Source organism: Clostridium cadaveris (genome assembly GCF_020911725.1).
GTDB lineage: Bacteria > Bacillota > Clostridia > Clostridiales > Clostridiaceae > Clostridium_X > Clostridium_X cadaveris.
This window is the reverse complement of sequence record NZ_CP076620.1, coordinates 1,884,053-1,900,543: the sequence shown is the minus strand read 5'-3', so window position 1 is coordinate 1,900,543 and position 16,491 is coordinate 1,884,053. Positions and strand designations below refer to the sequence as shown.

The following is a 16,491-nucleotide window of genomic DNA, read 5'->3' as shown; positions in this document are numbered from 1 at the left end:
GCTTTAAAGATTAATTTTGTTAGGATAATGAGGGCGGTATTATACCGCCCTTTTTATATATGTAAAACATTAATTTTATATATTATGCGGAGGTGAAAAAATATTAATAATAAAGGTTATACCATTAATGATGATATAAGAGAAAGAGAAGTTAGAGTTATAGCCAATGACAATGAACAATTAGGCGTTTTACCAACTAAAGAAGCTTTAAGATTGGCAGAAGAAAAAGAGCTTGATCTAGTAATGATATCTCCAGGTGCAAAGCCACCAGTTTGCAAAATCATGGATTATGGAAAATTCATATATGAGCAATCTAAGAGAGAAAAAGAAGCAAGAAAAAAGCAGAAAGTTGTAAGCATTAAGGAAATAAGATTTAGTCCAACTATAGAAGAACACGACGTTGCTATAAAGGCTAATAATGCTAAGAAATTCTTGCAAGATGGAGATAAAGTTAAAGTAACAGTGAGATTTAGAGGTAGAGAAGCCGATTATTCACATGTTGGAATAAAAATTCTAGATAATTTTGTTTCAAAGTTAGATGGAGCTGGAGTGGTTGAAAAGTCAGCTAAATTAGAAGGAAGAAATATGATACTAATTTTAGCTCCAAAGAAATAACAGAGCTTGGGAGGAGGATTTTAATTATGCCAAAAATGAAAACTCATAGAGGTGCAGCAAAAAGATTTAAGAAAACAGGAACAGGAAAGTTAAAGAGAGCAAAGGCTTTTAAGAGCCACATCTTAACTAAGAAGACTTCTAAGAGAAAGAGAAATCTTAGAAAGACTGGATATGTTTCAGTATCACAAGAAAAAGTATACAAGAAGTTATTACCATATATTTAAGAGTAATACTAAAATAGGAGGTTAACGAAATGGCAAGAGTTAAGAGAGCGTTGAATGCACGTAAGAATCATAAAAAGGTTTTAAAACTTGCAAAAGGATACTATGGTGGAAAAAGCAAGTTATTCAAGACTGCTAATGAAAGTGTTATAAGAGCGTTAAGAAATGCTTATGTAGGAAGAAAGTTAAAGAAGAGAGATTTCAGAAAGCTTTGGATAGCAAGAATAAATGCTGGTGCAAGAATGAATGGATTATCTTATTCAAAGTTCATGAATGGAATAAAATTAGCTGGAATAGATATGAATAGAAAGATGTTATCTGAGATAGCTATAAATGATCCAAAAGCATTTACAGAATTAGTTGAAATCGCAAAAAAGCAAATAGAAGCTTAATATAAGAAAATGCGGCTTATGTCGCATTTTTTGCATTAGTACGGATAATATAATGTATACTATATTAAGTTATAAAAATTATCACTAAATTTATGGGGTGATTATAATGCAAGTGAGGTTAAATAAAAAATTTAAACTTAATGCAGTTCAGGTATTGGTAATTGGATTTGCAATAGTAATCTTAACTGGAGCATTATTACTTACATTACCAATTTCATCAGCTGATGGAACGCCTACAAGTTTTATAGACAGTTTGTTTACTTCAACATCAGCTACATGCATTACTGGATTGATAACTTTAGATACTGCTACGCATTGGAGCACTTTTGGAAAAGTTGTTATAATAACGCTTATCCAAGTAGGTGGGTTAGGCTTCATGGCTTTTACAACTTTGTTTGCCTTGATTTTAGGAAAAAAAATTACTCTAAAACAAAGACTTATAATGCAGGAAGCTATGAATACTTTCAGTATTCAAGGTTTAGTAAGTATGATGAGATATATACTCATTTTCACATTTTCAGTTGAATTTATAGGAGCAATGCTTTTATCCACCCAGTTTATACCTATGTTTGGAGTGAGTAAAGGAATAGCATTTAGCTTTTTTCATTCAATATCAGCATTTTGTAATGCTGGATTTGACTTAATGGGGAATTTTTCTAGTTTGACTGGAGTGTATGATAATTCTGTTATAATTTTAACTATAGGTTCTCTTATAATTGTAGGTGGTATAGGTTTTTCAGTATGGGTAGATATCTATAAAAATAAAGACCTTAAAAAATTATCACTACATTCAAAGTTAGTTCTCTCTATGACTGCTATTTTAATAGTAGGAGGAGCTATTTTAATGTTTATTTTTGAGTTTAACAATCCTAACACTATGGGGCCTATGGGAGCTAAAGATAAGATACTATCATCTGTGTTTGCAGCTGTAACTCCAAGAACCGCAGGATTTAACTCTATTTCTACTTCTGATATGACTTTGGCTGGAAGAAGTTTAACTATAATTCTTATGTTTGTTGGAGCATCACCAGGATCAACCGGGGGTGGAATTAAAACATCTACAGCAGGCATATTGCTTATGACTGTTATTTGTGTTATAAGAGGAAGAGAAGATACTGAAATCTTTAAAAAGAGAATAAATAAAGATTTAGTATACAAAGCTTTTACTATAGTTACATTGAGCCTTGGAATAGTAATAGGTGTCACTATGATATTATCTATAACTGAAGTTGGAGCCTCTTTGGAATATTTAATATATGAGGTTGTATCAGCTTTTGGTACTGTTGGATTAACTTTAGGCTTAACACCTAATCTTACAACAATAGGAAAAGTTATGGTAGCATTAACTATGTATTGTGGAAGAGTTGGACCTATGACTTTGTTTTTAGCTTTGACAAATAGAAAGAAAAATAAGGGAATAAGGTACCCTGAAGATAAAATATTAGTGGGATAGGAGTGCTTAGTTATGAATAATAAGCAATTTGTTGTTATTGGATTAGGTAGATTTGGGTCATCTGTAGCAAAGACACTTTATGAATCAGGTCATGATGTTTTGGCAATAGATAAGGATGAAGATCTTGTTCAAGAGATTTCTGATAGTGTTACTCATGCTGTGCAAATGGATGCTACTGATGAAAATGCTTTAAGAACATTAGGAATAAGAAATTTTGATGTAGCTGTTATTACTATAGGTTCTAGCATTCAAGCAAGTGTTATGGTTACTCTTATAGTAAAAGAACTTGGAGTAAAGCATATAATTGCAAAGGGAAATAGTGAAATACATGCAAAAGTATTATACAAGATAGGGGCAGATAGAGTAGTTCTTCCTGAAAAGGATATGGGGGTAAGAGTTGCTCACAACTTAGTATCTTCTAATATATTAGACTATATAGAACTTTCACCTGATTATAGCATAATAGAAATAGAGGTTCCCAATACTTGGGTAGGCAAGACTTTAAGAGAACTAAAAGTAAGAGCGACTTTTGGCATAAATATAATGGCAATAAGGAAAGCTGATGATGTGGTAAATATATCACCTAATGCAGATGATGTAATAGAAGAATCGGATATATTAATAGCTATAGGTGCAAGTGATGAATTAAGCAAGCTTGAAAATATGATATCTAGATAGAGGTGGACCTTTGTTTAAAGAAATTCAAAGCAAAGATAACGGATTGATAAAAAGTATAAAGAAATATAAAGAAAAAAAATATAGAAACAATGATGGTAAGTTTATAGTTGAAGGATGGAAACTTATAGAGGAAGCTGTAAGAGCTAATTGGAAAGTAGAGTGTGTTTTTTTTGATGAAAGAGAAAATGAAAAAGCAGAAATTTTAAAAAATATTTTTGGAACTAAGGTAGAAATACTAAAAGTATCAAAAGATATAATTAAAATTCTTTCATCAACTGAGCATCCTCAAGGCATTTTAGCTGTAGTTGAAAAGAAAGCTCCTAAAGCTGATATTAATGACGGTTTTTATATCCTTATAGACAAGGTACAAGATCCTGGTAATATGGGAACAATTATAAGATCGGCCCACGGTAGTGGTGCAAGTGGTATAATATTAACTAAAGGAACTGTTGACATATACAATGATAAAGTCTTAAGAAGTACTATGGGATCTATATTTCATATACCTATATTTGAAGATGCAGAAAATATAATAGATGTTCTAAAAAATAAAAATTATAGGTTTGTGGTGAGTTCTCTTCAAACGGATAAGAACTTTTATGATGAGAATCTTAAGGGAAACATAGTTATATGTGTAGGAAACGAAGGTAATGGAGTCAGTGAAGATATTTATAAGTTAGCTGACATAAAAGTCAAGATTCCAATGCCAGGAGGAGCAGAATCATTGAATGTTTCGGTAGCTTCATCTATAATGATGTTTGAGATAGTAAGGCAAAATTTATCATAGCTATTGAATTTTTATATAAACCTATGTATAATGTCTTTAAATGAATAATTATAACAACAGTGATGAAGAGAGTAGATAAATTTGTCTTTTTCAGGGAGAAAAAATCATAGACTGAAAATTTTTTCATAAGATATTTTATTGAAGTTCACTTCGGAGTTCTAAGAATGAAATTAATAGTAGTTCTTAGCGGTTTATACCGTTATTTATATCTAGAGAGAATTTTGTGAAATTAACTAGGGTGGTACCGCGGAGTAAGTTCGTCCCTTTATGGGATGGACTTTTTTTATTTGCAAAAAGTTTCACTTTACAGTATGAAAGGAGTAGTAAAAATGAAACAACAATTAGAAAATATAAAAATCAATGCGCTAAAAGCCGTTGAAGAAGTAAAAAACAGCAGTGAATTAGAAAATATTAGAGTTAAATATTTAGGAAAAAAAGGCGAATTAACTGCAATATTAAGAGGTATGGGTGCTTTATCAAAGGAAGAAAGACCTGTTATAGGTAAAGTGGCAAATGATGTAAGAGAAGCTATTGAATCATCTATTGAAAAAAGCCTATCTGATATAAAAAATAAAGAAAAGGCATTTAAACTTCAAAATGAAATAATAGATATTTCTCTTCCAGGAAAGAAGCCGTTAGTAGGTAAGAGACATCCATTAGAAATTACTTTAAATAGAATGAAAGAAATATTTATAGAAATGGGATTCTCTATTGAAGAGGGACCAGAGGTTGAACTTGATCATTATAACTTTGAAGCTTTAAATATCCCTAAAAACCACCCAGCTAGAAGTGAACAAGATACTTTCTATATAAACGATGATGTAGTTTTAAGAACTCAAACTTCTCCAGTACAGGCAAGAGTTATGGAAAAACAGACTCCACCTATAAAGATGATATCACCAGGAAAAGTTTATAGAAGTGACGATCTTGATGCTACACACTCTCCTATATTTTATCAAATGGAAGGTCTTGTAATAGACAAAGGTGTAACTTTTGCTGATCTTAAAGGTACTTTAGAATTATTTGCTAAAAAAATGTTTGGAGATCATGTTAAGACTAAATTCAGACCTCATCACTTCCCATTTACAGAGCCTTCTGCAGAAATGGATGCTACATGTTTTGTGTGTAATGGTGAAGGATGCAGAGTATGTAAAGGAAGCGGATGGATAGAATTTATAGGTTGTGGAATGGTACACCCACAGGTACTTAGAAATTGTGGAATTGATCCAGAAGTATACTCAGGATTTGCATTTGGTTTCGGAGTTGATAGAATAACAATGCTAAATTATGAAATAGATGATATAAGACAATTATATGAAAGTGATATGAGATTTTTAAATCAATTCTAGGAGGTAAAGAGATATGAAAATACCAGTTCAATGGTTGAAAGACTATGTAGATATTAATATAGATTCAAAAGAATTAGCAGATAGACTTACTCTTTCTGGCTCTAACATGGAAGAAATAATAACTTCAGGAGATGATATACAAAATGTTGTTACTGGAAGACTAGAAAGTATTGAGCAGCACCCAGATGCTGATAAGCTTGTTATATGTCAGCTTAATGTAGGAAAAGAAGAAAAAGTTCAAATAGTTACCGGTGCAAACAACATGAAGGTAAATGATGTGGTACCAGTAGCATTACATGGTGCTATACTTCCAAACGGATTAAAAATAAAAAAAGGTAAATTAAGAGGAATAGTTTCTAATGGAATGATGTGTTCTGAAGAAGAACTTGGAATAGCTACAGAAGAAGTTCATGGACTTATGATATTACCTAAGGATACTCCTTTAGGAAAGGATATAAAAGAAGTTTTAGGCTTAAACAAATCTACTATAGACTTTGATATCACATCAAATAGACCAGATTGTCTATGCATGGTGGGTATGGCAAGAGAAACTGCAGCTACATTAGGAACTGCTTATAGAATGCCTAAAATGACTTTTACTGCTAAAACTGAAGAAAATATAAATGATTTATTAAAAGTAGAAGTTAAAGACGAGCTTTGTAAGAGATATATGGCAAGAGGAGTTAAAAATGTAAAAGTAGCTCCATCGCCAGCTTGGATGCAAGAAAGACTTTTAGATGCAGGAGTTCGTCCAATAAATAATATAGTAGATATAACTAACTTTGTAATGCTTGAACTAGGTCAGCCTATGCATGCTTTTGACAAAAGAGAAATAAGTTCTAACACTATAATTGTTGACAGAGCTAAAGATGGTGAAAAGTTCACCACTTTGGATGAAGTTGAAAGAGTATTAGACAGCGAAATCTTGACTATAAGAGATGGAGAAAAAGCTATTGCTTTAGCTGGACTAATGGGTGGATTAAACTCAGAAATTCAAGAAGATACAACAGAAGTTATTTTTGAAAGTGCCAATTTTGAAGGTGTTAACATAAGAGTAAATTCTAAGAGATTAGGAATTAGAACTGAGTCTTCAGCAAGATTTGAAAAAGAAATAGATCCTAATTTAGCTGCTCTAGCTATAGATAGAGCTTGTGCTTTAGTTGAAGAGCTAAATGTAGGAGAAGTTCTAAATGGAACTATAGATATCTACAATGATAAAAAAGAAGAAGGACATATGGAAGTAGACTCTAAATGGGTAAATAAGTTCTTAGGAACTAATATATCTGCAGATGATATGAAAGTCTATTTAGATAGATTAGATTTAAAAACAGTTGTAGATAATGATACTTTAAAAATAACTATACCTACTTTTAGAATAGATATAGCTATAAAAGAAGATATAGCAGAAGAAATAGCAAGAATATACGGATATGATAATATACCTACTACAATATCTACTGCTATAGGAATAAGAGATGGAAAAAACCAAAAACAAAAGTTAGAAGATAAAGTTATAGAAGCTCTTTTAGGACTTGGAATTAACCAATCAATAAGCTATTCATTTGTAAGTCCAAAAGTATTTGATAAATTAAATATTCCATCAGACAGCTCTTTAAGAAATGTTGTAACTATAAAAAATCCATTAGGAGAAGATTACAGCATAATGAGAACTACGACAATAGGTTCTATGATGGAAAACTTGGCAAGAAACTATTCAAGAAGTAATGACATGGCAAGACTTTTTGAAATAGGTAAAGTATATATTCCAAGAGAAGGTAAAAAACTTCCCGATGAAATAAATACTTTGACTATTGGTATGTATGGTAATGTTGATTACTTAGATATAAAAGGTGTTGTAGAAAGAGTAATTGAAATTTTAGGAGTAGAAAATTCTCTATACTCAAGACAACAAGAATTTGTTACTTATCATCCAGGAAAGACAGCAGATTTATATATAAAAAATACTCATGCAGGAATTTTAGGAGAAATACATCCAGAAGTATCTGAAAAATATGAAGTAGATGTTCCTTGTTATATTGCTGAACTTAATCTAGATGTATTATTCGAAAGAGCTGTTCTAAAGAAATCAGCAAAACCTCTTCCTAAATTCCCAGCTGTAACTAGAGATATTGCTGTATTAGTTGATGATGAAGTGTTAGTTCAAACAATAGAAAATACAATAAGAAAACAAGGTGGAAGATTGGTTGAAAATGTAAACCTATTTGACGTATATAAAGGAAAGCAGGTTCCAGCAGGTAAAAAGAGTGTTGCATATGCTATAGTTTATAGAGATGATGCTAAAACACTAACAGATAAAGATGTAAATAAGGTTCATGATAAAATTTTAAGAGCTTTAGAGCATACTCTTGGAGCAGAGTTAAGATAATCTCTTTTAATATTCGTGTTTCATAAGTAGAAAATATATGCTAAAATATAATTAACTTTAGCATATATTTTTCTAAATTAGGATATTAAGAGGGTGTTTTCATGAATGTGGTAACAGTTAAGATAAATGGCATGGAATACAATTTAAAAGGTGAAGAATCCATAGAGTATTTAACTGAGATTGCAAACTATGTAGATAGAAAAGTTAACTCTATCATAGATAACAATAAAAAGTTAAGTACTTCATCAGCAGCTATGCTTGCAGCTATGAACGCTGTTGATGATATGTATAAAGCAAAAGAAGAGCTTAATCAAGTAAAAAAACAATTAGAATTAATCAAGGGACAAGCCTCTCACTTAGAGAGCTATAATGAAAATCTTAAAAAAACAGTGAGCAGTTTGGAAAAAGATTTAGAAGAAAAAACTAATGAAAATGAAAAGTTGAGAAAAGAAAATGAAGGACTTACAGAAAAATTTTCAATATGTTCTGTAGAAGAATTTGAAAAAAAACTAGAAAGATCTGAGCAGCAGGTAAGTGTGTTAAAAGATCAATGTAAAGAATATATGACTAAAAATAAAGAGCTTCTAAAAGAAAATAAAGAGATAAGATTTGATTTGCAGAGCTATAAGTATAAGCTTATCGATACTAAAAATAAACTTTTAGATAGCGAAATAAACAATTTGAAAATTAAAAAAAGCAAAAATGCTTTAGTCAACAATAAAAGACCTTAAGAATTTATCTTAGGGTCTTTTATCATAGAGAAAAATCAACTATATTTATAACGGTTAATGAATTTTATGTTAGTTTAAGGTATAATATTATAGATAAAATGAAACTTTCACATATTAGGAGAGATAAACGATGAAGAATATAGAATTATTAGCACCAGCAGGAACTGTGGAAAGTTTATATGCTGCTATAAATAGCGGAGCAGACGCTATTTATATGGGAGGAACAAAGTTTTCAGCAAGAGCCTATGCTTCTAACTTTACAAACGAAGACTTAGAATATGTAGTTAGATATGCGCATTTATATGGCGTAAAAATATTTATAGCTGTAAACACTTTGATAAAAGAAAATGAGCTGAGTGAGGCTGTTGAATATATCGATTTTCTTTACTCTATAGGAGTAGATGCTTTAATAGTTCAAGATTTTGGAATAGCGAAAATTCTAAGAGATAGATACAAAGACTTTGAAGTTCATAGCTCAACTCAAATGACAATTCATAATGGTGAAGGAGCAAAATTTCTAAAATCTCAGGGATTTCATAGAATTGTTCTAGCAAGAGAGCTTAATTTAAAAGAAATAAAGTATATATCCTCAGATTTAGATATAGAAACTGAAATGTTTGTTCATGGAGCACTTTGCGTATGTTATTCTGGGCAATGTTTAATGAGTTCTATGATTGGAGGAAGAAGCGGAAATAGAGGAAGGTGTGCTCAGCCTTGCAGACTTCCTTATGATATAATAAATACAAAAGATGGAACAAATAAAAAAGCCTATATATTAAGTCCTAAAGATATGTGTAATATAGACAATGTAGAGGATTTAATCAAAACTGGAACGTCTTCTCTTAAAATAGAAGGACGTATGAAAAGACCTGAGTATGTTGCAGGGGTAGTTAAGAGTTATAGAAAGGCTATAGATTCTTACAATAATAAAGAAACTTTTAACTCAAGAAATGATGAGAAAGTTCTACTTCAACTGTTTAATCGAGAAGGATTTTCTAAAGCTTATCTTTATGGAAATAAAGGCAAGGATATGATGTCTTATAATTTTCCTAAAAATACAGGAGTGTATTTAGGGAAGGTAGGAAGTGATGGAAGTGTAATTATAGATTCAGATATAAGTTTAGGTGATGGCATAAGGTTTGGTGATAAGGGATTTACATTATCTAAAATACTATTAAATAATAAAGAAGTTAAAAATGCCAACAATGGAGATAAGGTAATACTATATCCTAAAACTTATAAAAAAGGTGATGTTTTATATAAAACATTAGATAACGACCTTATGAAAAGTTATGAGCCGTTTTGCAGGCCTTTTGAAAAAAAGATTTCATTAAAATGCTATATAACATTTAAAGTGAATAAAGATATAGAACTAAAATTTCAACATGTAAATAAAGAGTTTGTAGTAAAAGGACCTAAAGTTGAAATGCCTAAAACTAAGCCTATAAGCAAAGACAGGATTGAAGAATCATTAGGAAAGTGTAATGACACACCATTTAAATTTGAAGAGTTCAATTTTGAATGCTATGAGGAGGGGTTTGTTCCTATATCCTCATTGAATAATCTCAGAAGAATGGCTATAGAAATGTTGGAAGATTATATAATCAAAATTTCTGCGAAAAGAGAAATACAATATTGTGAAGAATTACCTTATAAAGTAACGAAAACGGATATTTCTAAATATATAGCGGTTACATGTACAAAGGATCAGTTAAAAGCGGCTTTAGATGAGAATATAGGGGCGGTTGCTCTTGATATATTTTCAAGGGTAGAAAAATCTCTTACTGAAAAAGATATTAAAAAAATAGAAGGAACTAAGATTTATATAAAAGTACCCAATATAATAAAGGAAGAATTTCAAGATGTCGTAAATATTGTAAATAGAAATTTAGATAATATAGATGGAATCTTAACGGCTAACTTAGGTATTATTAATATGTTTAATGGTAAGACAGAAATAATAGGCGATTATAAACTTAACATATACAATAGTGAAGCTGTTAGCTTCTTTGAAAATATATTAAGTACTATTCCTCTAAGCATAGAACTTAACAAAAAAGAGATAGAAGAGGTTATGAAGAAAGTTTCTAATTATAATATAGGATATATGGTCTATGGAAAGCCAGAACTTATGATAAGTGAATACTGTCCTGTTGGATCAGTTATGGGAGGAAAGGATAGTACTAAGGAATGCAATGGACAATGCTTAAAAGGAAGATATATATTGAAAGATAGAAAAAATGAAGAGTTTTTAATAAAGAATGATATCTTCTGCAGAACTGGAATTTATAATGGTGCAAGTATTAATCTTATTGACAATATTAAAGAACTTGAGTTTATGGGGGTAAAAAATTTCAGATTAGATTTTATAGATGAAGGATATGATGAAACTAAAAAAGTTATAAGATATTTATTGAGCGGAAAAGGAAATATGGGGAAAGGTAACTACACTAGAGGACATTATAAAAGAGGTGTAGAGTAAGAGGTGATATGATGAATAAAAAATCATTAAAAGTTTTAGAATTCGAAAAGATAAAAGAAACCTTGAAAAAATATACAGCAAGCAGTGCTGGAAAGGCTCTCATAGAAGAATTAGAGCCATATGAATCATCTTATGAAGTTAGAAGGGCTCTTAGAGAAACAGAAGAGGCTTTAAAGCTTTTAGGGAAGAAAGGAAACCCTCCTTTTGAAGGATTATATGATGTACGTGATGCTATTGAAAGAGCTGGCAAAGGCGGAACTTTGATGGCTGGATCAATTCTTAAGATAGGTAATATGCTCCGTTGTGCAAGAAACCTAAAAGATTATATAGGAAGAAAAGAACAGGAAGAAGCATATCCTCTTTTAGAAAACATATGTGAAGGGATAGTCCCGTTAAAATCCCTAGAGAATAGCATATTTAATATAATAATAAGCGAAGAAGAGATAGCTGATAGTGCTAGTACAACTCTTTATAATATAAGAAAATCTCTTAGAGAAAAGAATTCATCTATAAGAGATAAAGTTAATGATTTTATAAGAAGCAACTCAAAGTATCTTCAAGAAAATTTATATACTATGAGAGGCGAACGTTATGTAGTACCAGTAAAAGCAGAATTTAAGGGATCAGTTAATGGCTTAGTTCATGATCAAAGTTCTTCGGGTGCCACACTATTTATGGAACCTATAACTTTAGTTAAACTAAACAATGACATAAAAGAACTTATGCTTAAGGAAAAGGCAGAAATTGAAAGGCTTCTTGCAGAATTATCAGCTAAGATATATGAAAATATAAATGCAGTAAATATAGATAGCAAAATAGTATGGGAAATGGATTTTATATTTGCCAAAGCTAAATATGCTAGCGATATAAATGGAATATGTCCAGAAGTAAATGATGATGGAAGTTTTGATATAGTAGAGGGAAGACATCCTTTGATTGACAGAAATATAGTTGTTCCTTCAAGTATGGAGCTAGGAAAAGAATTTACTTCTGTAGTTATAACTGGACCTAATACAGGGGGTAAAACTGTAACTTTAAAAACAATAGGACTTATGCATATAATGGCATTAAGTGGAATACTTATACCTGCTAGAGAAAATTCTTCAATAGCATTTTATAAAGAAATATTTGCGGATATAGGAGATGAGCAAAGCATAGAGCAGAGTTTATCTACATTTTCATCCCACATGACTAATATAGTAAATATAATTGAAAAAGCAGATAAGGAATCATTAGTGCTATTTGATGAACTTGGAGCAGGAACAGATCCTACAGAAGGTGCAGCACTTGCTATATCTATTTTAGAATATCTAAAAAATAGGAGAGTAAAGATTATAGCAACTACACACTATAGTGAACTTAAAGTTTATGGTCTTAAAACTGATGGAGTAGAAAATGCATCGGTAGAATTTGATGTAGAAACTTTAAAACCAACCTATAGGCTATTGCTAGGTATACCAGGAAAGTCAAATGCCTTTGAAATATCAAAACGACTTGGTCTTATAGATAATATCATAGATGATGCAAGGACGCTAATATCAACTGATTCTTTAAAGTTTGAAGATGTAATCGAAAATCTTCAAAGCAAAAGCATTAAAGCTGAAAGAGACGCAATGCTTGCAAGCAGTCTAAAAGAACAGTCTATGACTTTAAAAGAGGAATATGAAAAGAAACTTAAATCTCTAGAAAAAGTTAGAGAAAGAGAGATAAATGAAGCTAAAAGAGAAGCAAGAAATCTCTTAAGAGCTGCAAAAGAAGATGCTGATAAAATATTAAAAGATATGAGAGATCTAGAGAAGCTCGGATACAGCTCAGAGGCAAGAGGATTATTAGAAATAGAGAGAAAGAAATTAAAAGATAAGCTTGAAAAGCATGAGGAAAAGATTGATTTATCATCAAAAACTAAGGGAAAAGGTATTAAGGAAGTCAAACTTGGAATGGATGTTATGCTTCCATCTTTAAATCAAAAGGTAACAATTATTTCTATGCCTGATAGCAAAGGGGAAGTTCAAGTTCAAGCTGGAATAATGAAAATAAATGTTAAAGTTAAGGACTTAACTGAAATTTCTTCTACAGAAGATATTAAACAAAATAAGATTAAATCAAAGAGAGAAGTTAAGCTTAATATGAGAACTACATCATCTTCAGTTGATTTAAGAGGTATGGATGGTCAGGAGGCCGAGTATACTGTAGATAAATATTTAGATGAAGCCTATTTAGCTGGGCTTCCAGAAGTTTCTATAATCCACGGAAAAGGTACTGGAATCTTAAGGAAGGTTATAAATGACCTATTAAAAGCTCATCCGCATGTAAAAAATTATAGATTGGGTGAGTACGGAGAAGGTGGAAGCGGAGTTACCATAGTACAATTAAAGTAGTTATAGGAGAGAGTTTAATGATATTAGTTAGCGCATGCTTATGTGGAGTAAACTGTAAATATAGCGGTGGCAATAATTTTAATGATAAAGTGCATGAACTTTTTAAAGATGGAAAAGCAATGCCTATATGTCCGGAAGTTTTAGGTGGTCTAGATACTCCAAGACCTCCACATGAGATAATAGATGGGGACGGTAGAGGTGTGTTAGATGGAATATGTAAAGTTAAATCAAAAAATAATATTGACTCAACTGAGGCTTTTCTAAAAGGTGCTTATGAAACTTTAAATATTGCAAAAACAATTGATCCAGAATATATAATTTTAAAAGCTAATAGTCCGTCTTGTGGATTCAAAAATATATACAACGGAAAATTTGATGGAAGTAAGATTCATGGAAATGGTGTAACTGCAGAACTTCTTTTTCAACATGGATATAAGATTCTTACAGAAGAAGATTTATAAACCGAATTCTTAAATTTCATGTGGAGCTTTAACTTCATCTAAAGGTTAGAAGTCGGTATCTAAGGACGTTGATTAAAAATAGGTGTGAGTGTTACAACAGTTATCTATCAGATAAAAAGAGAAGATAAAAAAAGGTTGTATCAAAACGATTTTCAGAATCGTATTTGATACAACCTTTTTTATTTCACAACTTTTATATTTTCTACGCTAGGATCTTCTGTACCTTGAACATATAGACCTACTCTTTTTAAATCTTCAACATAATCTATGATTTCTTTTGTAATTATCTCACCAGGACATAGTACTGGTATTCCTGGAGGATAAGCCATTAAAAATTCACTGCTGATATGATTTATGCTTTCCTTTAAAGGTAGTGAGATCTTATCACTATTAAAAGCAGCACGAGGGATTAATTTTAATTCAGGAATGTTTGGAATATCTAAAAAGTCTGGTTTTGAATCGCTCTTTCCTAAAAATTCATCACTAATTTCTTTTAAAGCATTAAGCAATTTATCCATTGCATCTTTAGTATCTCCGAAAGATCCAACTGCAAGTACACTATATAAATCAGAAAGTTCCATTTGTATATGATATTTGTTTGATAAAATCATATCTAAGTCATACCCGGTTATACCTAAGTCCCTGCAAGTTATAGTTATTTTTGTGGGATCCAAAGCAAATACTCCTGGAGTATTTAAGATTTCATCTCCAAAACAATAAAATCCAGGAATTTTATTTATTTCTTTTCTAACATAATTAGAAAGTTCTATGGCTTTATCTAATAATTCAGTTCCATTTAAAGCGATTTGACGTCTCGCACAATCTAAAGAAGCCATAAGTATATAAGAAGGTGAAGTTGTCTGCAAAAGGCTTAAAATTTGATGAACTCTATTTATATCTATATATTTAGATTTAACCTGTAAAAGTGAGCATTGAGTTAAAGCTCCTATAATTTTATGAGTACTTTGAGCACAGATATCTGCACCAGCCTCCATAGCAGATATAGGCAAATTTTGATTAAATCCTAAGTGAGGACCGTGAGCCTCATCTACGATAAGAGGTATGTTGTGACTATGAACTATATCAGCAATACTTTTTATATCAGTAGCTACACCATAATAAGTAGGGTTTATAATAAGAACTGCTTTTGCTTCTGGATGTTCTTTTAAAGTATTTCTAACGGTATCAGGTGTTACACCATGAGCTATACCTAGTTTTTTATCGAGCTCTGGCTGCATATATACTGGTTTAGCACCGCTTAATATTATTCCGGCAGTTACAGATTTGTGTACATTTCTAGGTATTATTATAGTATCTCCTTCATTGACTACTGACATTATCATAGCCTGTATGGCACCAGAAGTTCCATGTATTGAAAAGAAAGCTGCATCAGAGCCATAAGCATCAGCTGCTAATTCTTGAGCTTTTTTTATAGGACCAGTTGGATGATGCAAGCTGTCCACAAGTTTGAAAACAGTAACATCAATTTTAAATGGATTTAAGCCCATAAATTTTTTGAACTCTTCATCTATACCAATTCCCTTTTTATGGCCAGGAACATGAAAAGGAATGGTCTCCCTGTTTACATATTCCATTAGTGCATCGAATAAAGGAGTTTCATTTTGATTTAATTTATACACTTTGATAAACACCTACTTTCATATAATTAAAATTCTGTCGAATTTAAAACCCAATAAAATCAATAATATTATATGTTATAGCATATGAAATTGCAATATACAATAAAATTTTTAAAATTGAGGAATAATAATTTATGATATGGCAATAATAAGGAAAAGGAGGGATAAATTATGGAATGTTTAAATTTAAAAAAGAGAACAGTAAATTCAGGGCATAGTGCTAAAAAATTAAGAAGACAGGGGTTAGTACCTGGAATATTATATGGAGGAAATAGACAAAATTTCTTGTTTGAAATAGGAGAAATGGATCTTAATAGAGAAATTTTGAATAATGGTGAATTTGGGTTGGTAAACATAAATATAGATGGACATGATGAAAAAGCTCTTATAAAGGAAGTACAAAAAAATCCTGTAACTCATGAAATAATTCATATAGATTTAGAAAGTGTAGATAACTCTAAGATAGTTAATGCTGAAGTTCCGATAAAATATTATAATGAAAGCTTACTTAAGAAAAATGGAGCTATAGTTCAAAAAGAAAAAGGAACTATAATGGTAAAGTGTAGTTCAGAAAATATACCTAAATATATAGAGATAGATTTAAAGGACAGACATTCTAGAGCTATAAGAGTAAATGATGTTGAGTTTGGTGAAACAATTGATTTCTTAGAATCACCAGAAACTATATTAGCAAGCATAACATATACTAAGAGAGATGAATCAGCTGATGATTAATAAATGATTATAATATGAGAACTTAAGCTTATTAAAAGCTTAAGTTTTTTTATATTATCAATTTGTGAATATAATAAATATAATATATTACAATATTAAAGATATTTGTATAATAGTAAAAAAAACTTGGTTAATTCAGTAAATTTGTAGTATAATGAAGATACTATTAGTAGTAAATAGGAG

Annotated in this window: 14 protein-coding genes and 1 other annotated feature; of the genes, 13 read left to right on the top strand and 1 reads right to left on the bottom strand. The window is 30.8% G+C overall.

Features of this window, described 5'->3' with window-relative positions:
- Positions 1–102: 102 nt before the first annotated feature.
- The 12 genes from infC (at position 103) to KQH81_RS08970 (ending at position 13,933) form a co-directional block, all read left to right on the top strand.
- Positions 103–615 (top strand): translation initiation factor IF-3, encoded by a 513-nt coding sequence (gene infC / locus KQH81_RS09025; protein WP_099335531.1) that lies wholly within the window; start codon positions 103–105, stop codon positions 613–615.
- Between the two features lie 26 nt (positions 616–641).
- Positions 642–839, top strand: a complete 198-nt coding sequence (gene rpmI, locus KQH81_RS09020; protein ID WP_027638295.1) for a 50S ribosomal protein L35 — start codon at positions 642–644, stop codon at positions 837–839.
- 29 nt (positions 840–868) lie between these two features.
- Complete coding sequence (gene rplT, locus KQH81_RS09015; RefSeq protein WP_027638296.1) at positions 869–1,228, top strand: 50S ribosomal protein L20; 360 nt, start codon at positions 869–871, stop codon at positions 1,226–1,228.
- A gap of 106 nt (positions 1,229–1,334) precedes the next feature.
- Positions 1,335–2,681, top strand: a complete 1,347-nt coding sequence (locus tag KQH81_RS09010) for a TrkH family potassium uptake protein (protein WP_027638297.1) — start codon at positions 1,335–1,337, stop codon at positions 2,679–2,681.
- 12 nt (positions 2,682–2,693) lie between these two features.
- Positions 2,694–3,359: a potassium channel family protein gene (locus KQH81_RS09005; protein ID WP_027638298.1), complete on the top strand. Its 666-nt coding sequence runs from the start codon at positions 2,694–2,696 to the stop codon at positions 3,357–3,359.
- 10 nt (positions 3,360–3,369) lie between these two features.
- Positions 3,370–4,146, top strand: coding sequence for a TrmH family RNA methyltransferase (locus KQH81_RS09000; RefSeq protein WP_099335530.1), 777 nt, complete (start codon positions 3,370–3,372; stop codon positions 4,144–4,146).
- A gap of 50 nt (positions 4,147–4,196) precedes the next feature.
- Positions 4,197–4,414: a binding site (T-box leader), on the top strand.
- Between the two features lie 61 nt (positions 4,415–4,475).
- Positions 4,476–5,495, top strand: coding sequence for a phenylalanine--tRNA ligase subunit alpha (gene pheS, locus KQH81_RS08995; RefSeq protein WP_099335529.1), 1,020 nt, complete (start codon positions 4,476–4,478; stop codon positions 5,493–5,495).
- 13 nt (positions 5,496–5,508) lie between these two features.
- The gene (pheT, locus tag KQH81_RS08990) at positions 5,509–7,881 is read left to right on the top strand and encodes a phenylalanine--tRNA ligase subunit beta (RefSeq protein ID WP_230028119.1); all 2,373 of its coding nucleotides are present in this window, start codon (positions 5,509–5,511) and stop codon (positions 7,879–7,881) included.
- 101 nt (positions 7,882–7,982) lie between these two features.
- Entirely contained in the window at positions 7,983–8,612 is a 630-nt protein-coding gene (zapA, locus tag KQH81_RS08985) for a cell division protein ZapA (protein WP_027638302.1), read from the top strand.
- A gap of 130 nt (positions 8,613–8,742) precedes the next feature.
- The gene (locus KQH81_RS08980; RefSeq protein WP_230028117.1) at positions 8,743–11,094 is read left to right on the top strand and encodes a DUF3656 domain-containing U32 family peptidase; all 2,352 of its coding nucleotides are present in this window, start codon (positions 8,743–8,745) and stop codon (positions 11,092–11,094) included.
- Positions 11,095–11,105: 11 nt separating this feature from the next.
- Positions 11,106–13,472 carry an endonuclease MutS2 gene (locus KQH81_RS08975; RefSeq protein WP_230028114.1) on the top strand — a complete coding sequence of 789 codons (2,367 nt, stop codon included), beginning with the start codon at positions 11,106–11,108 and terminating at the stop codon, positions 13,470–13,472.
- Positions 13,473–13,489: 17 nt separating this feature from the next.
- A complete protein-coding gene (locus KQH81_RS08970; protein WP_027638305.1) occupies positions 13,490–13,933 on the top strand; it encodes a DUF523 domain-containing protein in 444 nt (147 codons plus the stop codon).
- A 179-nt stretch (positions 13,934–14,112) separates the two neighbouring features.
- On the opposite strand, the gene KQH81_RS08965 is transcribed toward KQH81_RS08970, so the two are convergent.
- Positions 14,113–15,573: an aminotransferase class I/II-fold pyridoxal phosphate-dependent enzyme gene (locus KQH81_RS08965; RefSeq protein WP_027638306.1), complete on the bottom strand. Its 1,461-nt coding sequence runs from the start codon at positions 15,571–15,573 to the stop codon at positions 14,113–14,115.
- Positions 15,574–15,744: 171 nt separating this feature from the next.
- Between KQH81_RS08965 and KQH81_RS08960 the strand changes: the two genes are divergently transcribed.
- The gene (locus KQH81_RS08960; RefSeq protein WP_027638307.1) at positions 15,745–16,308 is read left to right on the top strand and encodes a 50S ribosomal protein L25; all 564 of its coding nucleotides are present in this window, start codon (positions 15,745–15,747) and stop codon (positions 16,306–16,308) included.
- Positions 16,309–16,491 lie beyond the last annotated feature (183 nt).